The organism is Caldalkalibacillus salinus (genome assembly GCF_016745835.1).
Lineage (GTDB): Bacteria > Bacillota > Bacilli > Caldalkalibacillales > JCM-10596 > Caldalkalibacillus_A > Caldalkalibacillus_A salinus.
This window is the reverse complement of sequence record NZ_JAERVL010000004.1, coordinates 172,808-194,405: the sequence shown is the minus strand read 5'-3', so window position 1 is coordinate 194,405 and position 21,598 is coordinate 172,808. Positions and strand designations below refer to the sequence as shown.

Annotated in this window: 27 protein-coding genes; 8 read left to right on the top strand and 19 right to left on the bottom strand. The window is 43.5% G+C overall.

The annotated features are described in order from the left end of the window. Positions 1-2: 2 nt before the first annotated feature. The 16 genes from JKM87_RS04660 to JKM87_RS04585 form a co-directional block, all read right to left on the bottom strand. Positions 3-971 (bottom strand): NAD(P)H-dependent flavin oxidoreductase, encoded by a 969-nt coding sequence (locus tag JKM87_RS04660; protein ID WP_202078899.1) that lies wholly within the window; start codon positions 969-971, stop codon positions 3-5. After that, on the bottom strand, positions 964-1,722 hold the full coding sequence (locus JKM87_RS04655) for a 3-hydroxyacyl-CoA dehydrogenase family protein (protein ID WP_202078456.1): 759 nt from the start codon (positions 1,720-1,722) through the stop codon (positions 964-966). Before JKM87_RS04655 ends, JKM87_RS04660 begins: the two co-directional genes overlap by 8 nt. Further along, positions 1,709-2,569: a 3-hydroxyacyl-CoA dehydrogenase NAD-binding domain-containing protein gene (locus JKM87_RS04650; RefSeq protein WP_202078454.1), complete on the bottom strand. Its 861-nt coding sequence runs from the start codon at positions 2,567-2,569 to the stop codon at positions 1,709-1,711. The genes JKM87_RS04655 and JKM87_RS04650 overlap by 14 nt, the downstream gene beginning before the upstream one ends. A gap of 4 nt (positions 2,570-2,573) precedes the next feature. After that, on the bottom strand, positions 2,574-3,353 hold the full coding sequence (locus tag JKM87_RS04645; protein ID WP_202078452.1) for an enoyl-CoA hydratase-related protein: 780 nt from the start codon (positions 3,351-3,353) through the stop codon (positions 2,574-2,576). Positions 3,354-3,361: 8 nt separating this feature from the next. After that, on the bottom strand, positions 3,362-4,135 hold the full coding sequence (locus JKM87_RS04640; protein ID WP_202078450.1) for an enoyl-CoA hydratase-related protein: 774 nt from the start codon (positions 4,133-4,135) through the stop codon (positions 3,362-3,364). Between the two features lie 19 nt (positions 4,136-4,154). Beyond that, positions 4,155-4,460, bottom strand: coding sequence for an EthD family reductase (locus JKM87_RS04635; protein ID WP_202078448.1), 306 nt, complete (start codon positions 4,458-4,460; stop codon positions 4,155-4,157). Positions 4,461-4,546: 86 nt separating this feature from the next. Continuing rightward, positions 4,547-5,317, bottom strand: a complete 771-nt coding sequence (locus tag JKM87_RS04630) for an enoyl-CoA hydratase-related protein (protein ID WP_202078446.1) — start codon at positions 5,315-5,317, stop codon at positions 4,547-4,549. Between the two features lie 42 nt (positions 5,318-5,359). Further along, positions 5,360-6,568: a 3-oxoadipyl-CoA thiolase gene (pcaF, locus tag JKM87_RS04625; protein ID WP_202078444.1), complete on the bottom strand. Its 1,209-nt coding sequence runs from the start codon at positions 6,566-6,568 to the stop codon at positions 5,360-5,362. 124 nt (positions 6,569-6,692) lie between these two features. Then, the gene (locus tag JKM87_RS04620) at positions 6,693-8,150 is read right to left on the bottom strand and encodes an aldehyde dehydrogenase family protein (protein ID WP_202078897.1); all 1,458 of its coding nucleotides are present in this window, start codon (positions 8,148-8,150) and stop codon (positions 6,693-6,695) included. A 174-nt stretch (positions 8,151-8,324) separates the two neighbouring features. Further along, entirely contained in the window at positions 8,325-8,801 is a 477-nt protein-coding gene (gene paaD, locus JKM87_RS04615; RefSeq protein ID WP_336885130.1) for a 1,2-phenylacetyl-CoA epoxidase subunit PaaD, read from the bottom strand. A gap of 51 nt (positions 8,802-8,852) precedes the next feature. Further along, positions 8,853-9,683 carry a 1,2-phenylacetyl-CoA epoxidase subunit PaaC gene (gene paaC, locus JKM87_RS04610; RefSeq protein ID WP_236838591.1) on the bottom strand — a complete coding sequence of 277 codons (831 nt, stop codon included), beginning with the start codon at positions 9,681-9,683 and terminating at the stop codon, positions 8,853-8,855. A gap of 13 nt (positions 9,684-9,696) precedes the next feature. Beyond that, positions 9,697-10,026 (bottom strand): 1,2-phenylacetyl-CoA epoxidase subunit PaaB, encoded by a 330-nt coding sequence (paaB, locus tag JKM87_RS04605; protein ID WP_202078440.1) that lies wholly within the window; start codon positions 10,024-10,026, stop codon positions 9,697-9,699. An 11-nt stretch (positions 10,027-10,037) separates the two neighbouring features. Beyond that, positions 10,038-11,006 (bottom strand): 1,2-phenylacetyl-CoA epoxidase subunit PaaA, encoded by a 969-nt coding sequence (gene paaA / locus JKM87_RS04600; protein ID WP_202078438.1) that lies wholly within the window; start codon positions 11,004-11,006, stop codon positions 10,038-10,040. Between the two features lie 151 nt (positions 11,007-11,157). Continuing rightward, positions 11,158-11,586 carry a PaaI family thioesterase gene (locus JKM87_RS04595; RefSeq protein ID WP_202078436.1) on the bottom strand — a complete coding sequence of 143 codons (429 nt, stop codon included), beginning with the start codon at positions 11,584-11,586 and terminating at the stop codon, positions 11,158-11,160. 2 nt (positions 11,587-11,588) lie between these two features. After that, entirely contained in the window at positions 11,589-12,485 is an 897-nt protein-coding gene (gene paaX / locus JKM87_RS04590; RefSeq protein WP_202078434.1) for a phenylacetic acid degradation operon negative regulatory protein PaaX, read from the bottom strand. A 193-nt stretch (positions 12,486-12,678) separates the two neighbouring features. Then, complete coding sequence (locus tag JKM87_RS04585) at positions 12,679-12,981, bottom strand: hypothetical protein (protein ID WP_202078431.1); 303 nt, start codon at positions 12,979-12,981, stop codon at positions 12,679-12,681. 155 nt (positions 12,982-13,136) lie between these two features. On the opposite strand from JKM87_RS04585, the gene JKM87_RS04580 reads away from it, so the two are divergent. Both JKM87_RS04580 and JKM87_RS04575 read left to right on the top strand, forming a co-directional pair. Then, the gene (locus JKM87_RS04580; RefSeq protein ID WP_202078430.1) at positions 13,137-13,352 is read left to right on the top strand and encodes a spore germination protein; all 216 of its coding nucleotides are present in this window, start codon (positions 13,137-13,139) and stop codon (positions 13,350-13,352) included. Positions 13,353-13,373: 21 nt separating this feature from the next. Beyond that, positions 13,374-13,592 carry a hypothetical protein gene (locus JKM87_RS04575; RefSeq protein WP_202078427.1) on the top strand — a complete coding sequence of 73 codons (219 nt, stop codon included), beginning with the start codon at positions 13,374-13,376 and terminating at the stop codon, positions 13,590-13,592. Between the two features lie 104 nt (positions 13,593-13,696). Here the strand turns inward: JKM87_RS04575 and JKM87_RS04570 are convergent, their stop codons facing one another. After that, positions 13,697-14,122: an Hsp20/alpha crystallin family protein gene (locus tag JKM87_RS04570; RefSeq protein WP_202078426.1), complete on the bottom strand. Its 426-nt coding sequence runs from the start codon at positions 14,120-14,122 to the stop codon at positions 13,697-13,699. A gap of 83 nt (positions 14,123-14,205) precedes the next feature. Here JKM87_RS04570 and gerPC point away from each other — a divergent pair, with 83 nt between their 5' ends. Then, complete coding sequence (gene gerPC / locus JKM87_RS04565) at positions 14,206-14,529, top strand: spore germination protein GerPC (RefSeq protein ID WP_202078424.1); 324 nt, start codon at positions 14,206-14,208, stop codon at positions 14,527-14,529. A gap of 44 nt (positions 14,530-14,573) precedes the next feature. Further along, entirely contained in the window at positions 14,574-16,229 is a 1,656-nt protein-coding gene (locus JKM87_RS04560; RefSeq protein ID WP_202078421.1) for a peptide chain release factor 3, read from the top strand. 168 nt (positions 16,230-16,397) lie between these two features. On the opposite strand, the gene mgtE is transcribed toward JKM87_RS04560, so the two are convergent. Next, on the bottom strand, positions 16,398-17,759 hold the full coding sequence (mgtE, locus tag JKM87_RS04555) for a magnesium transporter (protein WP_202078419.1): 1,362 nt from the start codon (positions 17,757-17,759) through the stop codon (positions 16,398-16,400). A gap of 468 nt (positions 17,760-18,227) precedes the next feature. Here mgtE and JKM87_RS04550 point away from each other — a divergent pair, with 468 nt between their 5' ends. From JKM87_RS04550 to JKM87_RS04540, 3 genes are all read left to right on the top strand, one after another. Beyond that, on the top strand, positions 18,228-19,211 hold the full coding sequence (locus tag JKM87_RS04550) for a hypothetical protein (RefSeq protein WP_202078417.1): 984 nt from the start codon (positions 18,228-18,230) through the stop codon (positions 19,209-19,211). Positions 19,212-19,245: 34 nt separating this feature from the next. Further along, a complete protein-coding gene (locus tag JKM87_RS04545) occupies positions 19,246-19,413 on the top strand; it encodes a hypothetical protein (RefSeq protein ID WP_202078415.1) in 168 nt (55 codons plus the stop codon). 133 nt (positions 19,414-19,546) lie between these two features. Next, positions 19,547-19,726: a hypothetical protein gene (locus JKM87_RS04540; RefSeq protein ID WP_202078413.1), complete on the top strand. Its 180-nt coding sequence runs from the start codon at positions 19,547-19,549 to the stop codon at positions 19,724-19,726. 332 nt (positions 19,727-20,058) lie between these two features. On the opposite strand, the gene JKM87_RS04535 is transcribed toward JKM87_RS04540, so the two are convergent. Then, positions 20,059-20,952, bottom strand: coding sequence for a metal-dependent hydrolase (locus JKM87_RS04535; protein ID WP_202078411.1), 894 nt, complete (start codon positions 20,950-20,952; stop codon positions 20,059-20,061). Positions 20,953-21,242: 290 nt separating this feature from the next. Between JKM87_RS04535 and JKM87_RS04530 the strand changes: the two genes are divergently transcribed. Next, positions 21,243-21,563, top strand: coding sequence for a winged helix-turn-helix transcriptional regulator (locus JKM87_RS04530; RefSeq protein WP_202078409.1), 321 nt, complete (start codon positions 21,243-21,245; stop codon positions 21,561-21,563). Positions 21,564-21,598: the final 35 nt, after the last annotated feature.

Sequence of the window (21,598 nt, the reverse complement as noted above, 5' to 3'; positions counted from 1 at the left end):
TTTTACTCCTCCTCTTTGTTTAAGAAGGCATGAAGCTGATGATGCTGTTGTTTTGCTTCACGCATCATTCTTTCAAATAGTTCTGCTACGGTTGGTACATCATGTATTTCTCCCACGATTTGTCCTGCATTGACATGACCTTGATCTAAGTGACCTAATATGGCCCCTCGATGATGGCGATCTTCGTTTAAATACTCTAACCACTCTTCCTTTGATAGACCTGTACGTTCTTGTTGATATAGGGCGCTCGTGTAAGGGACGTTGAGTACCCTTGTCACAAATCCATAAGATCGTCCTAAAACTAGAGTGTCTTCGTCATTTGCCTTTACCATCGCTTGTTGATAGGCTTGATGAACCTGTGCTTCTTGTGTGGCTACTAACCTCGTCCCTAGCTGCACACCAGATGCGCCTAGAGAGAGGGCTGCCAGTAATCCTTTGCCGTCACCAATGCCACCAGCAGCAATAACGGGGACCTCAACTGCACTTACAACCTGGGGAATAAGGGTCATCGTTGTGAGCTCTTTTGGCGAGTTTTTCCCCGCTGCTTCAAATCCTTCTGCCACAATGATGTCCGCTCCAGCCTGTGCCGCCTTTCTCGCTTGAGATACGGTTGACACCACCACTAATACTTTGACGCCCTGCTCTTTCAAAGAAGGTATCCATGGTTTTGGGTTACCGGCTGACAGAGAGACGACGGGGGCGTTATATTGTTTAACCAGTTCAATGACACCACTCACGTCAGGATGTACACTGATGGGTATATTGACCCCAAACGGCCGCTCGGATACCGCTTCTTTTACTTTGCTGAGTTTATCTTCGACTACTTCTAGAGAAGAGGTACCCACACCGATTTGTCCAAGCCCTCCCGCTTGGGAGACAGCGATACATAACGAGACGGGACTAATGTTCCCCATCCCCCCTTGGATGATAGGGTATTGAATATCTAACTGTTTGCACAGAAGGTTACGCATAATCGTAGAATCCTTTTCCACTGACTTCACCTACGTAACCGGCACGAACCATCTGCTTTAGTAGGGGAGCAGGGCGGTAACGGTCGTCTCCACATTCTCGATACAAGCCATCGAGGATACATAAAACATGATCTAGCCCGATTTTATCCACCCACTCTAGAGGACCTAAAGGATAATTCGTCCCTTTTTTCATCGCTGTATCGATATCTTCCTTTGTGGCCACTTGCTCACTCAAGGTGTATATGGCTTCGTTGGCAATTAACGAAAGGGTTCGAGGAAATACGCCGCCCACTTGATCTTGAATGATCTCAACCTGTTTTTGATGCTGTTCGAAAAAAGTCAGCATGGTATCTAGGTGATCTTGTGCGGTACGCAGACCTGGTGCGATTTCTAATACTGGCATCGAATCAAAATGTAAAGGTTGAAACCCGATCAAACGGGAGGGGTCTTGGCACCAACTACTGATTTCCGTTACGGTATGGTGCAGGAACGACGTCAAAATAATCGCATCCGGACGAGACAGTTGATCGATCGCCTGTGTCCATCTTTTCTTTATATCAATAGGACCGGTTATCGTATCAAAGATCACATCGGCTGACTCTATCGCATCCTTAAATGCCGTGTCATCTGCAGGAAGGGTGTCTGTATCAATCGTAGTATGTTGACACTGGACTTGGTGAGTTTGACACCATTGGGCCACATAGGCATTGATGGGAGCGGTACCTAGGATGAGGATGTTATTCGGTTTCATAGTTGTAAAACCCCTTTCCCGTCTTCCGACCTAAACGTTTGCTTTTGACCATCATCTCTTGTAATGGACTCGGACGAAAGCGAGGCTCTTGATGATAGGCCCTGTACAATGATGACGTTGTGGCAAAGTTAATATCGATACCGATAAGGTCTTGTAGTTCAAAAGGTCCCATTTTAAAACCGGCTGCTTTCATGATACGGTCCATTTGGTCAATGTTCGCCGTCTTCTCAGAGACTATTTTTAATCCCTCATTATAAAAAGGACGGGCCACTCTGTTGACGATAAACCCTGGCGTGTCTTCGACGACAACTGGACTTTTACCGAGCGCTTTAAGCAAATCAACGATCTCTGTTACTAGCGGTTCAGACGTGTCTAACCCTTTTATAACCTCGACAAGTGGCATCAGGGGTGCCGGGTTAAAGAAATGCATGCCGAGGACTCGCTCAGGTTGCCTGACTACGCTGCCCAGCTCTGTAATGGATAGTGATGACGTATTGGAGGCGAAGCAAGTATCCTCAGGGTAGGCAGCACTTAGCTGTTTAAACAATTTTTGTTTCACGGCCATGTCTTCCACAATTGCTTCAATAATTAAACACCCGTGATGGCCTTCTACTTCAGTTGAACAGCGTAAGTGCTGTAACAGTTGTTCGGCCTGCCCCTGCTCAAGTCTTCCTTTCTCCTCCAAGCGATTTAAACGTTTGGTTATATCTTCCTCCGCTTGCACGAGAATGTCTTTGTTTAGATCCACGAGCGTAACAGGGTAGGCAGATTGAAGGAAGAACTGGGCAATTCCCCTTCCCATCGTACCCCCACCAATAACGATGATGCCTTGTTCAAATCTAGACATACGATTACTTCCCTTCAAAACGTGGTGTTCTTTTCTCCATAAAAGCTGCGACGCCTTCTTGATGGTCCTGCGTTTTTCCTGCTATTTCCTGGGCATAGGCTTCAAGCTCTAATGTGCTATCTAAATCTTGTTGCAATCCTTGAGCCATTGTCCGTTTGATCAACCCGATGGCCTTTGTAGGCATGAGCGATAGTTTCGTTGCAAACGCAATAGCATTCTCCATTAACTGCGCCGGTTCGGTTACCTGAGTAACTAAACCGAGATCATGTGCTTTTTCAGCCTTAATCTTTTCTCCAAGAATGGCTAGCTCTAGCGCCTTAGCCCATCCGACAATGCGTGGTAGAAAGTAACAACTACCTGAGTCTGGAACCAATCCAATATGAATAAAGGCTTCTATAAAACTTGCTTTGGTAGAGGCAATTCTAAAATCACAAGCCAAGGCTAGACTACATCCTGCTCCAGCCGCTGCTCCGTTCACAGCAGCTACAACCGGAATCTCTAATCGACTAATGGCCTGTATCATAGGGTTGTAGCGTTGACGTAGAAACGCCCCATGGTTGATCGCCTCAGGGTCACTCACACTGGCCAGGTCTTCTCCAGAACAAAACGCACGACCTTCGCCCGTGATCAATAGGGCTCGTGCATCCGGATTTTTGGTTACTTGTTTGCAAGCCTTTACCACTTCTGTATTCATTTGCTCAGTGAAGGCGTTTAGCTTATCAGGTCGGTTTAAAGTTAAAATAGCAACATGATCCTGCATGTCTAATTTAATCGTTTCAAACATGGCACACCCTACCTTCCTTTAAAGCGCGGTTGTCTTTTTTCTTTAAAAGCTTGCATCCCTTCCAAACGATCTTCGGTGCCAAAGCACATATAGAAAGCGTTTCTTTCAAAATCCATCCCTGTTTGAGTAGGGGTATCTAGCGCTTTATAAATAGATTCCTTAATCAACGTTACTGCAACGGGCGGTTGGTTAGCTATTTGTCTTGCAAGTTTAATAGCCTCATTAAGGACAAGCTCATGGGGCACGATTTTAGTCACCAGCCCTCTTTCATACGCTTCAGCAGCTGAAAGATTCTTACCTGTTAGCAGTAATTCAATAGCTCGTGCTTTTCCCAATGCTTTGGTAAGACGTTGTGTCCCACCTGCGCCAGGCATAATACCCAAGGTAATTTCCGGTTGGCCGAATTGAGCTTGATCCGAAGCCACAATCATGTCACAGGCCATCGCCAACTCGCACCCACCTCCTAGGGCATACCCTTGAACGGCGGCGATGAGAGGTTTGTTAAAGCGGGGGATTTGGTCCCAAGGCAAAAACTGATTTTTTTGCTTTATCTCTGCCAAAGGAATGTCCGCCATCTCTTCAATATCCCCACCAGCAGCAAACGCTTTTTCATGACCTGTAAGGACGACACAGCGCACGTCCTCCCGATCTTGAAGCTGTTTGAGTTTCTCAACCAGTTCATCGATGATGGCGAGATTAAGTGCATTCATGACCTGGGGCCGATTGAGTTGTAATATGGCAACCGGCCCTTCCGTTCTTTCTAACAGCAGTGCGTCACTCATGAGCAAGCATCTCCCTTATTTAATTCTCAACAACCTTACCAAACATCATGGTGACTAATGGACCAGCAAATCCCATGAGGTCTTTTGCTGCCGCTTTACCTTCTGGTGAATTCATAGAACTCATTAACGTCTCTTTATCCTTAAAATAAAGTTCAGCTAATAGATGATAATCGCTTTCTCCCGTGGGGGCACCAAAAATCTCTGTGACCTCTACCTTTTCTAGACCCGGCATTTTTTTAGCCAATGGTGTGTGCACGTTGTAGTAATGATCATTAAAGCTTTCCTTATTTTCCGGCTGTTTGTAAAGCGCTAATAACTTTACCATGCGAGACATTCCTCCTCTTTTTTCCAATAAATCCCCTTACTAAGGGTATCGACATTTTTTGACTTTATGTTCAGGTTTTTGTCAGATTATTGACCTTTAAAATGAGGCGCACGCTTCTCCTGAAAGGCGCGTAACGCTTCTATACGATCTTCAGTAGGGATGAGGACTTCATAAGCCTTGGCCTCCACGTCTGCCCCCGTTCTAGTGTCTGTATCAAACGCCCGGTTGATGGCATACTTCGCTTGCACAACGGCTAATGGTGCGAGCTTTGTCATTTTCTGGGCTTGCTTTACGGCAAAATCGTGGACGTCTTCATTCGTTGTAGCTTGAATGATCCCTAACGCTTCACCTTCTTTAGCGTCAAAACGTTGCGCCATTAAAATGAGTTCCTTCGCTTTGGCTTTTCCTACTAATTGCGTGAGACGGACGGTCCCACCTGCACCCGGAATAATCCCTAGGCTAACCTCCGTTAGACCCATTTTCGTTGTGTCCTGTGCATACCTGAGATCACAAGCGAGCGCGAGTTCAAATCCTCCCCCAAACGCGTAACCGTGCATGGCAGCAATGGTAGGCTGTGGTAGGTTCTCAATCTGTTCAAAGACGCGACTAATCTTATGCACATTGCGGCGTACCTCTTGTTCGGTTAGTTTCATCCGTTCTTTCAAATCGGCACCGACACAAAATGCTTTACCTTCCCCACGGATCACCACGACTCGAATATCCCGGTCATGGTGAATCTGTTCCACTAAGTCACTCAACTCTTGAAGCGTTTCGTAATTTAAAGCGTTCATTACATCTGGGCGTTGCAAGGTAATAGTACCTATATAATCTTCTTTAGAAAATTGAAGGTGTTTCATGTTCCCCTCCTCTTCTTCATAAGACCTATATTTTCACGACACTCACTCATCGAGGCTTTGCACAACGGTTGCGATGCCCTGCCCGACACCCACACACATTGTGGCTAGGCCATGTTTACTTTTGCGACGCTTCATTTCGTATAGAAGTGTCGTTAGAATACGTGCACCGCTCGCACCTAAGGGGTGACCTAAGGCGATGGCCCCACCGTTCACGTTCACCCGCTCTGTTGGCAGCTGTAGTTCTCTTAGACAAGCCAGAGATTGAGCGGCAAACGCCTCATTCAGCTCAACAAGATCGATATCTGCTGTATGAAGTCCTGCTCTACTCAAAGCTTTTTTCGTTGCCGGCACTGGACCTATCCCCATTATATTGGGTTCTACACCAGCGACAGCTGATGTCACATACTTGGCCAGTGGTTTGAGCCCTAACGCCTTTGCTTTTTCTGCACTCATCAGGAGAAGCGCAGAGGCGCCATCATTCACTCCTGAAGCGTTACCAGCGGTTACCGTTCCCTCGTTAAACAGTGCTTTTAGCTGTCGTAGCTTATCTATTGAAGTATCTGGACGCGGATGCTCATCTTCCCTCACCGTCATGTCACGCCCTTTACGATCTTTCCAAGTCACAGGTACAATTTCTTCCTGGAACTTCCCTGCTTCAAACGCCTGTCGATAGCGCTGCTGGCTTTCATAAGCGAATTGATCTTGGTCTTCTCTGGAAATACGATAGCGTTTTGCCACCTCCTCAGCAGTCTCAGGCATAGACAATGTTCCGTAATCTTGCTCTAACTGTGGATTGACAAAACGCCACCCGATGGTGGTGTCAAACAACTCGCGGTTCCCTCTTGGGAATTCAACGTCCGGTTTGCCCATCACAAGCGGGGCACGCGTCATGCTCTCCGTTCCTCCAGCAATATAGACGTCTCCCTCACCAGCGGCAATCCCTCTAGCGGCCATATTGACTGCATCCAGTCCAGAACCACACAGGCGGTTGACGGTCGTCCCGCCAACTTCTTGTGGTAAACCCGCGAGTAATAACGACATTCTTGCTACGTTACGATTGTCTTCACCTGCCTGATTAGCACAGCCGAAAATGACATCTTCTATGTCATCAGCTGCAAGGGCAGGACTCCGAGATAATAGTGTACGAACGACAATGGCACCCAGATCATCCGGTCTTACGTTCTTCAAAGCGCCCTTATACCGTCCGATAGGTGTTCTCACTGCATCCACAATTACAACTTCCCTAGACATACTCGCTTCCCCCGTCCTGTCTCATATCGTTGTGGTACTCTAGCAAAAATTTTTTATAACTCAACGCTGAAATATGTTAATCTTTTCGCTATGTTTATACCTCAATGGTTATGCCTCAATGCATCTAGATGCCAAATGGATTGAGCGGCTTAGGTCCAACATAGGAAAGGACACTTTTCGTCTCAGTGTATAAATCTAATGTCTCTAGACTTAGTTCACGTCCGAAACCTGATTCTTTATATCCTCCGAAAGGCAAGCCAGGGAAGGCAGAGAATGGACAGTTGACCATAATGACACCCGCCTCTAAACGACTGCTGACACGGTGCGCTTTGCCGTGGTCCTTTGTCCACACTGATGCAGCTAATCCGTACTTAGAATCATTCGCTAATTTGACGACCTCTTTTTCATCTTTGAACGGCATCACGACAACAACAGGACCGAAGATTTCTTCTTGAGCGACCTTCATGTCGTTTGTCACGTTGGTCAGGACTGTTGGCATATACCAGTGACCGTTTTCAAAGCCTTCAAATTCTGGGCTATACCCTCCGTACGCAAGTGTGGCGCCTTCTTTGACCGCTTCCTGAACATAGCCGTCAATAACGTCTACCTGTTGTGCGGAAATGATAGACCCCACATGCGTATCCTTTGCTAGGGGATTACCGAGTTTTAATTTCTGGATTTTATCCATGAATTTTTCCATGAATGCATCGTACATGTCTTCTTGTACGAATAGTCTGGATCTCGCTTCGCACGACTGTCCTGTGTTGAAGTAGATACCGAATAAGGACCCGTCAACCGCTGCATCAATATCAGCGTCATTAAACACGACGTTGGCTGACTTTCCGCCGAGCTCTAATGTCACGCGCTTCATTGTTTCAGATGCTCGGGCCATGATATCCTTTCCTGTGGAGGTTTCACCTGTAAAGGCCACTTTGTTTACATCGGGATGATCAACGAGATAACCCCCGATAGTAGAGCCTGGTCCTGTGACAACGTTCAAGACCCCTTCAGGCACACCTGCTTCACGACAGATATCGGCTAAGACAAGGGCCGTAATAGGTGTTAAACTTGCTGGCTTCAATACGATCGTACATCCAGCCGCTAACGCTGGTGCGAGCTTCCAAGCAGCCATCATCATAGGGTAGTTCCAAGGAATAATTTGTGCACACACACCGACCGGTTCCTTCTGTGTGTAGTTGAAGAATCCTGGCGGTACAGGTTTGGTTTCTCCTGTGTTGGAGACCACTGATCCCGCATAGAACTCAAAGTCTTCGATCGCTTGCATCACTTGCCCTTGCGCTGCAGATAAAGCTTTTCCAGAGTTCAGCACTTCGAGCTCAACAAGTTCATTAAAGCGACTTCTCATAATGGAACCGACTTTGTTCAAGATTCTAGCGCGCTTGTTAAACGGCATTGTCTTCCACTTACCGTGATCAAACGCCTGCCTTGCTGCTTCTACAGCACGATCCACATCTTCTTTTCCACCTTTGGCTACTTGTGCAATCACTTCACCCGTCGCTGGGTTATACGTTTCAAACGTCTCACCTGATGAACTATCAACAAACTCTCCGTTAATGAGCATTTGGTATTTCTCTTGGACTTGTACGTTTGTTTCTTGTAACAAGATGACCCCTCCATTTTTTAGAATTTTATATGGGTTCGTTCATTGTTGCAGATGCATTATTCATTCTTTTATAAAAAGTCAGTCAAGGAAAATCGAAGGTATAATACCTTCATAATGCAGACTAGATTTACTTTACACCGGTTTAATGGCTTCAAAAGGGTTCTTACATGTTGTGCAGTATAGGATACTGCGACAAGCCGTTGGGCCAAAGACGTTTTCCATTACTGTTTTTGGTGATGAACAGTAGGGACATTCCGCTACCCAAGGATCGCCTTCCTGATAGTCCTTTGGCGGAGGTGCTATACCATATTTTTTGAGGTTTTGTCTCCCTTGTTCATTGATTCTATCTGAAGTCCAAGGGATATCCATCACGAACGTGACGGTTACATCCTTAATACCTGGTTTGGATTGTAGCGTGTTCTTAACCTCTTTCTCGATTAAATTTAACGCCGGGCACCCTACGAAAGTTGGTATCATGTCAAGCTGAACACGCCCTACTTCTGTGACGTAGACGCTCTTAACCATGCCCATGTCGACAACGCTGACAGAAGGAATTTCAGGATCTTTAACTTCTTCTAGCCAACGCCATATCTCCTGTTCAACGTTCACACTTACATCCATATTGTCACCCTTTTCGTTTCTGATTGCCCTCCCGAACGCCTACCAGTTCGCAGCTGGGTCCTGACGATATACCTCTGAAATATTTTCTAGAGCTGTGTCTAGATCTGACGTATGTTCGCCTTCTCGTCCTTTTTCTTTTGGCCTGCTTGGTTCCCCTGGCCAGTTCATATTGACGCTGGCTAAGTCCTCTTTGGCTTTAGAGATGAAACGTTGACGAATCAGGTCTCGACTCTCGATGATGCCATACTTTGTGAGGTCTTCACCTAAAGGCCCCATGTCAAACAATTCATCTAGATCCTGCCACACTTGCTGTAAAGCTTTGTGAAGTCTTTGCTTTGCTTCATCTGTGGTCAGAGCCATTTGCTTCAACCATGTTTGACCGTGTAAAACGTGATAATATTTCTCTCTAGATAGTTTCTCTGCCGCCTGTGCTAATGGTTCATATGAAGATTGTTTAAGAGCTTGTAAACGAACCATTTCAAAAAGATCAAAGTAATACTGACGAATGACCGCATAGCCCCAATCATACTGCGGGTTAACAATATAGTCGCCTTTCCCATTCGGTCTTTCAACAAGTATAGCGTTCTTGAAGGCTTGAGCCTCTCTCAAATGAGCGAGGTCATCCGCTTTCCCTTGACCTAGATCTTCTAAAAGTTGATAGAATAATGCCGCATGCCCTGTATGATCCTGTGCGATGGAACAAAAAGCGACGTCCGCTTCTAAGTGCGGGGCCAGCCCAAGCCATTCTGACCCTCTATAACCGACGATAAAATTATCATCCGCGAGTTGAAATAAGAGGGAGACGAGTGCGTCTTTGAAATCGGCATGCCCTTGTGCATCTTTAGCCGTTTGAATCATCATTTTGTTCATGATCATCCCTCCCTTATCTCAACAGATTGCGTTCTGTTAGTTGTTCTTGTTCATATTGACGCCACTTTTTCTTAAGGTAACCGTATCCCTTTGTCTCCCGATACTGCTTATCTTCAATTTTGTCTAAGGATTTACGTTCTTCTGGAGATAACTGTGAAATATGGTTTCTCTCAACAACCCATAAGTTGTAGCAGGACTGACGGCGGGTAAAGTTCTCCTTCGCTAAAGATAATGCCACGTCAGCGTTAGGTGCTAACAAGCTTCCGTGGTGAATAAATTGATTGTTGGCATCACGCTGTACAAAGACTTCAAAGACAGGATAGTTTGTATTTTTTTCGCTCATCGTCTCCCCCCTTATCCTGTTGCTAACGTACGAGCGGCTAAGATGTCACGGACCCACTCTGCATTCTCAAAGCTCATTTGTCTTAGACGTAGTCTTTCTTGAGATTTCGGTCCGTTGTTACCCACGATTTGTTTAAACTCATCCCAATCCGGCTGCTCGTATATCCATTGCTTTTGATCTTTATCATAGTGAATACTTTCATCTGGTACCGTGAGCCCGAGAGACAAGATTCTTGGCATATATTTATCGAGGAACATCTGCCTCATATCTTCATTAGTGGCGGTTCTAATTTTGTAACGCAAATTCGTTTGTTGGTGCTTGGAGATGTTGTTGCCTTCCGGTGGCCCGAAGAACATAAGCAGGGCTGGCCACCAACGATTTAGTGCGTCTTGTAATGATTGACGTTGCGCAGGCGTTCCTTCAGCAAGCGTGAGTATAATACTTTCTCCGTGTTGCATATGGAAAACTTCCTCCGCACAGATTCTCTGTAATACTCGACCATAAGGTCCATAGGAAGTGTCCAATAACATCTTTTGTGTGATGATGGCCGCTCCGTCGACCAGCCAAGCAATCATACCCGCATCGGCCCATGTTGGTGCTTTCATATGGAAAACGTTATGAAACTTGAGTTTCCCAGAGATGAGATCTCTATAAATATCATCTCGACCTTTTCCCCAATAAGCCATTAAATCTTCAGCCACTCGTAATAATAGCTGACCATGCCCCATTTCATCCTGTACCTTAGCCATAATGGCTAATTTACGATGTAAGGTAGGGGCTTTAGGGACCCATTCCTTTTCAGGTAAGGCACCCATAATCTCACTGATGCCATGCATCGCAATAAGTCTGACAAGCTGTTGCCTATAATCTTCTGGCATCCAATCATCCGCTTCAATTTTCTCACCGCGGTCTATTCGCGCTAGAAACGCTTCCTTCTTCTCTTCCTCTGATAAACCTTGAAAAGTTGTATCCATCGTCATGACGTTCCCCCTCTCAACGCTAATGTTTGTCTTTATTATATTATATTACGTTTGTATAACGTCATTATATAATAGTGTCATATAATTTGTAAACGATATCATTTTTATTTATAAAAAAACACCCCTCCTAAGCGGAGGGATGGGCAGGATATTAGTCAATCTCATTAAAGACCATAAGAGATGATGTTGTGGAGGCGACTCGCTTGCCCTGTTGTGTTAATTCAGCTGTAAGGTAGGCGGTCGTTCGGCCTGCCCTCTCAACCTTTGCCGTAATATGAACCTGACCGGGGCGCGTTGGCCTGTGAAATGTCGTGTTCAGATTAATGCTTGAAAATGCTTGCTTATCCGTTAACACGGAAGCAATCGCATAAGCCATGACGATATCTGCCGCCGCAGAAACAAAACCGCCCATGGCGACCTGATGACCATTCAGCATTTGATCGTCAAGGTGCCAGGTCCCTTTTGCGTAACCTTCACTTGCTTCGTCAATCTCTACTCCTAAAGTCTGATCACATGCAGGCGGAGCAACCTCTCCACTGACAACGCCTAGTAAGTCCTTAACTGAGTATATTGTTTTCATCTTTATTCTCCCCTTCTGCTCTCTGTCTCTCCTACCATCAGCGGGTGCTCCATCACGTTATATGACGCCTTTTTATCCAACTCGTTACCTTCTTGGAACACTTGTTCAAAAAAGCGGCTAGCAGGTTGGGCTAATATTTGATAGTAATCCCTGAATAGTGCAGCAGCGTGGTCCCCTAACCAGTCTTTAGGGAGGAGTTCCTCAGGCAATCCCGGGTCAATAAATAAAAATTTACGATATTCATGGATGAGTTTCGTACGCTCAACGAAACACTCTCCATCCGTCATATCTTCCTTCTCCAATTTGTTACGATCAATCACGTACTTGTTACTGTAGACGTCAATAAATGATTGATAACGTTCATTAATTTCATTTAAATCCCAGCACCGTTGAACCAAATCATGATTCGCGTGCGGGCCAATGTAATCTGAAGTGAAGAAATCAACATAAGGTTCAATATCGTAGCGCTTGACCAGTGCTTGTACCTGTTCCTCAAGTGGATTTGGAGAAATATAACAGCTAAACGTCAAGGAACCGAACCCACTCCATGTTAATTCCTTGCGTAACTCATCACGCAGGTTCCTTTTTTCCTCCGGTATAGAGTAAATAAGCATACGCCACTGACCATCCCATTTAGAACTTTTCAATTTAAATATCCGCGTCGCAGCCTCCTCTATACGCTTCTGCCCTTGTGGGGTGAGTGAATAGTAGCTTTTATTGCCCACTTTATTGGCTTCAACCCAGCCTTGTTTGCTCATCCTGGAGATGGCCGCTCTGATCGCCTGCGCATTATGACCAAACTCCTCTAACAGTCGAATCAAACTTCCGATCCAGATTTCTCCGCCATAATGATGGATGTAGTCTCCATATAAGGTAAAAATCATTGATCTCGTATTCATGCCTTGTTCCATCCTTTATTACACCACCGTCCCAATAAATTACTTTTCATTATATCCAAAAAATAATATCATGTAAATTTAACGATTGGGGATTTTTTGTCACAAAAAAACCACTCCCGTTTAAAAAGTGTCACGAAAGTGGTTCATGAGCCTTTTTTACGTTTCACCATTATTGATGCTTTATTCCGCTATTTTAATAGTAGGGGCCATAAGGCGGTCTAGGTGGATAAGGTGGTCTAGGGTATGGTGGCCTTGGATAAGGTGCATAACAGGGTGGTGTGAGACATGACCCAATAACCGTTAGTCCCAGTATAGCGGCTAGCGGAACAATAAAAGGATGATAGCGCTCATTTTGTTCAGCACTTAATGGTGTTAAGTGAACACCGGACGAATCCACAGACTGTACGACACCTCGAACAACTCTACCATCGACCGTTTGAATTTCCACCGCTTGCCCCATGTATTGATTCAAAGCTTGATCATGTGACTGTGACATACATTCCCTCCTAAAGAGTGGCATTGGTCTATTTATTCTATGTATGGTATAAGCTGATGCTTTAGACAACCGCACATTTCAGTCAAAATAGGTGATTGTCACGGATAAGTGGACTATTCATATAAATAAAGCAAACGGTCATAAAGGATGATCTTATGCCGCACGTCAATAATATTTTTAATATAAAGGTAAATAATGTCTCGAGTAACGGGTCCATTAACTTTGGCAATACGATCCATAAAGGTCATAAAGCCGACTCGAAATCTGTTGGAGGGCAAACGGTCATCGGGGATGCTAGTCCCGCCGCAAACTTTGATAAAAATATTGTAAAAGACCCGGATGTGCTTGATCAGCCACAAAAACAATTTTAGGTCACAGAGGGGGGAAGGCCCGTGAAAATCTCTATTGGGAACATTAAAGTCCAATCGATTAGTAACATCGGCTCCTTTAATATAGGCAAGACGATCCTATCTAACAATAAAGCAACCAGTACAGATATCTCAGGTCCCCCAGGGCAACAACAGACTGCTCAGGCTGGACCAGACGAACAACTCGTCCCACCTGCTCAGGCTGCTCCTTCTCCTTCTCCCTCTCCTTCTCCATCTAGCTAACCGGGTGCTCAAGACCTCAGCGTAAGAAAAACGGATGAGCAAAAGTAACCATAGCCCCGTCGCTATGGTTTGTATTATTTATGATAAAGATGTTTTGTACCCTGTTATTCCGTGTCTGCTATTTGTACACTCTTACCGTCTTTTCTTAACTTGGGAAAAAGCTGAATCTGTAGGATCCCTTTTTTGTACTGCGCGTTTACTTTCTTCTGATTCACGATTTGAGGTAAGGGGACCGTTATCTCAAAATGACCACTGAATATCCCTTCAGCAACCTGTTGCATATGTTCAAACCCAAGATCGATGTGACCTTTTAAGTATACCTCCTGCTCCTTAACAGTCAGTTTCACCTGAGAAAGGTCAGTAATGTACGGAAGACTAACGAGGACCATGATTTCTGAAGCGTTCGTGTACACGTTATAGGCCGGTCCTTCTTTTTCCATACTACTGTAAAAATCGTCAAAAAAATCATCTCCTAATATCTGCTGAGCAAAAGAACGCCACTGATCTAAGTCCACTTGATCTGGTCTCATCAGAATGAACCTCCTTTATCAAACTTACATAGGTTATCATATGAGCCCAGATCTTTTTGGTGATAGTGTAGGAGGTGACAGTCTTGTACTACTATGACAACCCCAATTATTTTAAAGAGCTTGAGAAACGGCTACAGCAATTAGAAGAGGAGAATAAAGTGCTACAAGAACAGGTTGAACAAATCAAACCCCTGCATATTGAGAATATCAATTATAAAATACAGGAACTCGTCGTTAAAGAGCTGAAAGGTACACTAAACATCGGCATGACAGCGTTAAGTGATCCAAAAGAGATTCAAAAATGGTTACAGGAAGCTGAGGGTGAAGAAATTCAACTCAGTGACATCGATGATGCCACAGATGATGGCGAACAGGATGATGGCATGAGTCACAATCATCAGGACTAAGGAACCGCTTAAGAGGCGCCAATGGGTGAGTTTTGTGTTAAATTATGTTACACTATCATGAGGTTATAAAAGGAACAGAGAGAGAAACATTTGAAGGAAAAGAGAGGATATGCAACGTGATAAAAACGGAAGTAGATAAACGAAAAACAATGGCTATTATCTCCCACCCGGACGCCGGGAAAACAACATTAACAGAGAAACTTCTTTTATTTGGTGGAGCCATACATGAAGCTGGTATGGTCAAAGGTAAGAAAAATTCTAAATTCGCCACATCAGACTGGATGGAAATTGAGAAACAACGTGGTATTTCAGTGACGTCTAGTGTCATGGAATTTGACTATGATGGTTTCCGCATTAATATTCTCGATACCCCAGGACACGAAGACTTCAGTGAGGACACTTATCGTACCTTAACGGCTGCAGACAGTGCGGTCATGCTCATAGACGGGGCTAAAGGGGTCGAAGCTCAAACGAAGAAATTGTTTGAGGTATGTAGTCAAAGAGGAATACCGATCTTTACCTTTGTTAACAAAATGGACCGTGAGACGCGCGATCCTTTTGAGCTGATGGAGGAACTTGAAGAGGTCCTCGGCATGAGATCTTATCCTATGAACTGGCCCATAGGCTCTGGTATTGATTTTCAGGGTATTTATGACCGCAAAAATAAATACGTTGAACTGTTTGACTCAGATGATGCCAAAAAAGTACGCGTGCACAAAGTAGAGGATGTTGAGGACGCTTTATTAACAGATTTATTAGGTGAAGAAGCTCATCAAAAACTCATCGAAGATATTCAACTCCTGGATATTGCCGGAGACGCGTATGATGACGAAAAAATTCAGAAAGGTGATTTGACGCCTTCCTTCTTCGGCAGTGCCTTGTCTAATTTCGGTGTGCAGACCTTCCTTGAGCATTTCCTGAACATAGCACCAGCGCCAGTCGAACGGGTGAGTAGTATCGGACCGATTAACCCTGCTGATCAAAAATTTTCAGGTTATATTTTTAAGATACAAGCGAACATGAATCCGGCTCACCGCGATCGTATCGCTTTTCTAAGAATTTGTTCGGGCAAGTTCGAAAGAGGGATGAGTGTCAAACATCCACGGCTAAAGAAGTCCGTTAAATTATCTCAGCCCCAGCAGTTTCTGGCCCAAGAAAGGAATATTGTTCAGGACGCTTATGCCGGCGATATCATCGGTTTGTTTGATCCGGGTATCTTTCAAATCGGTGATACGTTATGTGAGGGACAAACCTTCACTTATGACGAGATGCCTAACTTTGCTCCAGAGCATTTCGCGCGCGTTTCTATTAAGAACGCACTGAAGAAAAAGCAGTTCTTAAAAGGCTTACAACAGTTAACAGAAGAAGGAACAGTGCAATTTTTTGAAGGGACGACTGGTATAGAGGAAATGATGATTGGTGTCGTTGGGGAGTTGCAGTTCGAGGTGTTTGAGTATCGCATGAAACATGAATATAACGTCGACATGTCTCTGCAGCGCTTACCCTACCAAATTGCTCGTTGGGTGGATGGTGACTTTAAGCCGTCTGCATTTCAAGTATCGAATGCCAAACCGGCTAAAGATAAGGAAGGTCGCCCGGTCGTTCTATTTGAAAATGAGTTTAACCTAAGGTGGGCCAGTGAACGTTTTCCTGATCTCGCATTCTACAGTCAATCTCATTTTCATTACGGTAAAAAATAATCACGTTTCGGTTGAGTATGTGACTCACGTTGACTTTAAGTACTAGTGTTAAATCTATAATTAATGTAATAAAAAAAGACCACCTCACCCCGTCTATCTTTCACGTCGTGTGGTGGTCTTTATTCTATTTTTGATGCCTTAATCAGTGTACGCCTCAAGCACTAGGGCCTATAAATGCGAGAGAAAGGCCGTGGCGATTGAGAAATAAATAAGCAAGGCGACGATATCATTGATCGTGGTAATGAAAGGACCAGAGGCCACAGCCGGATCTATTTTTAACTTATTAATGATTAAAGGGATAGTAGAGCCTGCTAACGTGGCAACCACTAATGTCACAAACAAAGAGAAACCGATAATAAAGCCAAACGTGAGACCTGTATTCGGTACAAATTGAGAGTTAATGGCCACGACAATTCCGCACACGATCCCTATAATGACACCCGTTCCAAGTTCTCTCTTTAATAATCTAACAATACCGGGCCGGTCTAGTTTTCCTAACGCAAGGCCCCGTACCACACCGGCGAGTGATTGGGTCCCCGTATTCCCTGCCATACCAGCAATTAATGGAATAAAGAAGGCAAGGACGGTATGCTCACTTAATGTTTCTTCAAATTGTCCTATAATACCCGCTGTGAACATTCCGATGAATAACAACATGACTAACCAAGGTACCCGTTTCTTCGCTGCTTCAACAGGACCAATATCTAAGTCGACCGCCCCTTTGGCGGCTGTGATTTCACCAAAGTCTTCTGTCGTTTCTTCTTCTAAAACGTCAATAATATCATCAACCGTAATGATCCCCGCCAGCCTTTGATTGAGTGTGACAGGTATGGCTAGGAAATCATATTTTTGTATCATTGATGCAACGTTTTCTTGGTCCTCTTTAACATCAACGGATACCACTCGCGTACTCATGATGTCTTCTAATTTTGTTTCCAACGGAGAAATAATCAGGTCCCTCAGGGATAGCACCCCGACTAACTTCCGATCTTCATCAGTGACATACAGATAGTAGATGGTTTCGGCATCTGGTCCCTCTAACCGTAAAAGATTCAAAACGTCTTGGACTGAATCGCTAACAGAAATGGAGATGTACTCTGTTGTCATAATAGCACCGGCTGTTTGCTCTGGATACTTTAATAAGTGCTGAACTTCCTCTGCGTCCTCTTTACTCATTTTACTGAGGAACAAGCGCTTCTTCTCTTCAGGTAATTCAGCTAAAAAATCGGCGAGGTCATCAGAATACATGTGCCCAATCATATCTACTGCATAATTTTGAGCTAACTCATTAAATATTTGTCTTTGGTCGTTAATCTCTAACCCTTGGAATATCTCTGCAAATTCAGAGGGATCAAGATACTTATATACAAGCCCGCGTTGCTTTTTGGACAAATGCAACGTGACTTCAATCTGATCAGTTGGGTGGAGAGAGAGAAACTGTTCTCGGAAGTCATGGATATTATGATCTGTTAAGGCCCGCAAAATAGCATTCGTATACTGTTCACGGTTATCTTGATTGAGTTTAACCATAAAGCTTCCTCCTAACCGGGAATCTCTCCTCTTGGAAGTAATAGCGAGAATGGACTCCCTTTGTATTTTTTTCGCTGTGTATCATAACCTTTGCTAGACCTACTAGCTTCAGGACCCGTATCCATTTCGCATCACCTCCGACCCACTCTCAGTTAACTATCTGTGGATAATCTAACATAACATATACGAGAATACTTAACTTCATATAGAGTGTCAAGGGATAGTTTGCAGTATCTTATGCATGTATGCGTCTACATGTCCTCAACCTATGGTCTTCTGTTTCAAGGTTGTGCTTTTGGTTGAGCTTTGGTTAAGACCTCAGTGTTCACCCTAGCCACCTTGCAAAGCTAGCCTTGGGACTTTTCTCCCATATTTTTCAATTGAACTGAAATGCCTTGTTTTGAACAAGGAGTTTACCAATTAATGGCGAATGTTATCTCATGGCACAGTAGAGGAGGGGGCCACCACATGAGTTGGTTCGTCTTAGGCAGTTTAATCGGTGTGTTTCTGGGTGCAGGATTAGCCAAATGTGTGGATGATGAATATTTGTCAATCATTGACAGGCAAAAATGGAAAAGTTTTGTTAATGCCTTCCTTATATTTAGTATTTTTTTTACTGGCGTTGTTCTTTATTTAATTCAGTGGCATGACTTTGATAATTTTAAATATATTAAAACTGTGGGAGAAATTCCGGAAACATTACCTGCGAGTCTCGACCTCTCATCCATGGTGTTTTATATTATTTTTTCTAGCCCTGTTTTGCATCACTTAGTCAATGTGGTCTTCTTACTCTTATTTTTAATGATTATTTTGCTCCTGATTAAGGCACCATTTATCCGATGGGAGCATATAAAATTATTAGGACTTGAAGCGAAGACTGTCATTAAAGAGAAAGCTGAGCGACAAGCAAAGGAAGAATTGGACTATATGTTCATGACAGAACATCTGCGTTTAGATACGATTGAGCTCTTTTCCTCAACTCTGACCTACCATATTATTGATCAGCATATCGATGTAGAAAATCGTCAGTTTAATGGTAAGGATGCTTTAGAAGAGTTACTGGATTCATACTCTATTCTGTACCGAGAAAGCAAACTCAACGCTGCTATACGTTTTGGGGTTTACACCATTCACCATAACGATATCTCCGTCTCTGATTATGAAGAGTTTATGAAGTTACCAGAGTACCTGAAAGAAGATATTCGTTACGTGATGAAATCAAAAACGTCGGAGAAATGGAATCATGGCGAGATTTATACTTTTGTGACCCCTATATCTTTTCTTGACGACGACGAAGTATTTTATATCATATATTTAAGTAGTTATGAGATTGAGTTCAATAATCTCACAGAAAAACAATTCGTCATTCTAAAAAATTTGATCGAAAATTATATTAGATTGTCGGATTGTAAAAATTTTGGTACTACATCTCAATCAGATATGGTACAATAATCCTATATATGGTGCTAGAGGAGGGATTTATAGGTTGTCTAGACATGCAGATTCTTTTCATCCTTGTGTAAAAATTAAGTCTCCGATTGATCATCAAGACGCTGATCTAAAAGAACTAGCCAAGAAATTAGCACAAAGAAAGGTATCATCTAGTGAGAACCCGTCCATCAAGCGATTACAACAACGCTTCGAGAAAATTTAATATAACCTCCCAGTGTTTACTGCATACATAAAAAGGCAAGGAATATAGTAAGATTTCGACAATCGAGGTGACTGTATCCTTGTCTTTTCATATGGTTTTATATATCGATTTTAAAGAAAAGAAGTTGTGTAAAATGAAAAATAACAAGTATGTTAAAACCCCCGGTGTTAACCTTGATAAAGGCAAATTACAGGGATCAGCTACAGGGGACACAAACTTAAAAGCACTAGCTAAAAGGCTGGCCAACAGAAAATACGACATGAAGGATAACCCGGCGGTCAAAAGGCTACAAAATAAGTTCAAAGATATTTAAAAAGGAAGGCTGCCAGACACGGTAGCCTTTTAAACCGTGGACAACCCTTGCCTGAGTTTTGACACCTCTCATTTAGGACAGAGATAGACCTGCACGATTTCACTAATGTAAAGGCCAATCTTCCACTACTTCTCTATTACCCGTTTGTTTAAAAACTTAAGCACAATAATATAAATTTTCAAAATAGTCCAAAATAATAAATATAAGTGACCTTCCCTTCATACAAGCGTGTCCCGCTATAAAGGCCCCGACAACTAATATATGACCAAAAAATACGACTGTTCAATGATAACAGTAGCAACAGACCAGACGGATGAAGGTCATGTTATGAACTAAGGATCGCTTCTTTGTTTATCGATATACTCGAATAAAAACGACTGTCCATCTTGATAAAAACGCGGATCATAAATGCCTAAGGTCTCGTCATTATCAACGACGACCACGAACGGCGACCATTGATATAGTGTTTCAGCCGCTGGGTTCTGTTCGAATAACTGATCCAAATCTGTCTCAGACGCTGAATGCAAGGTCTCACGCAAGTCTAGCGTTCCCCAAGCAGTCCCCTCAGTAATCTCTACGGTATGTCCATTTTTACCTATAACTGTGAAATGTCCCGGTACAAAGCTTGCCGCCAGTGTGTGTTGCTCATAGGATGGCGCTGCTTTTTGATATAAGACATATCCCTGAGCAGACTGAATGACCACATGCAGCACAATAACGGCCCAAACCCACTTATAAATACGATGACGTGGCATGGATATTGGCCCTATTTTTCTGATACTTGAGAGTACAAAACCGATCAAGATGATAAACCATATGACAAAGTCAATGATGGGGATTGTACCAAAGGTGACACGCATTGAAGAGAACGGTTCAACATAGCCCGTCCCCCAAGCATTAAACAAATCACTAGTACTATGTATAAAAACAGCGAGTAACCCCATGTAGAATATCATTTTATCCTTTATTCTCCAAACCAGAGAGGCGATCCCATATAACAAAGCTGCCCAAAGAGGGACCATGAACAGGGAATGAGTGATCCCACGGTGCCACATCTGGTACAACCCCTCACTATCCCAAAATTGGGAAACAACATCAATATCGGGTATTTGACTTCCAACCAGACATGTGAACAGCAAAGCACGTTTAGTGGGCTTATCCATTTTTTCTTTATTCGTTGCCGCGTAGAGTGTGGCGCCAAAGAGTGTATGTGTTACTGTATCCATGGGTTTTGCTCCTTTATTAGTTATCCTATCAGTTATGGTTTGGCATTCGTTTCCCTATGTTTAAGATAAAGCAATTGTAAAAATAATAATGTACTCAAACATATCTCTATGGCCATTAATTATATCATGCTCCTTGCAACATCTCCTATGTTTTTGCATAAGTTCATTTCCGCTCTCACACGATTAAAAATGGATTTTTATACTTGTAGATATAAAGCGTGATGTGAAATGATACTTAGGATTATGGTAAAATAAAGTTAAAACGCAGGCCAAGATTTGAGGTGACGTTGATGGATTTATCACAGATGTGCCCAAAGTATGAATCAGCAGTTGAAATTTTAGGAAAAAAATGGACAGGGCTTATCGTTCGGGTGTTGCTTGGGGGGCCTAAACGCTTTAAAGAAATAAAAGAACAAATTCCTGATATGAGTGACCGTATTTTAACAGAGCGGATGAAAGAACTTGAGAATAATCAACTTTTAAAAAGACACGTATACCCCGAAACACCGGTTTTGATAGAATATGAACTGACTGAAAAAGGACGCGACTTAGAACCTGTTATCGCTGCCATTCAGGACTGGGGAGAAAAATGGATGTCCACAGATGTTTAAAAATAAGACACTAATAAAATTACTTTGGCGACCAT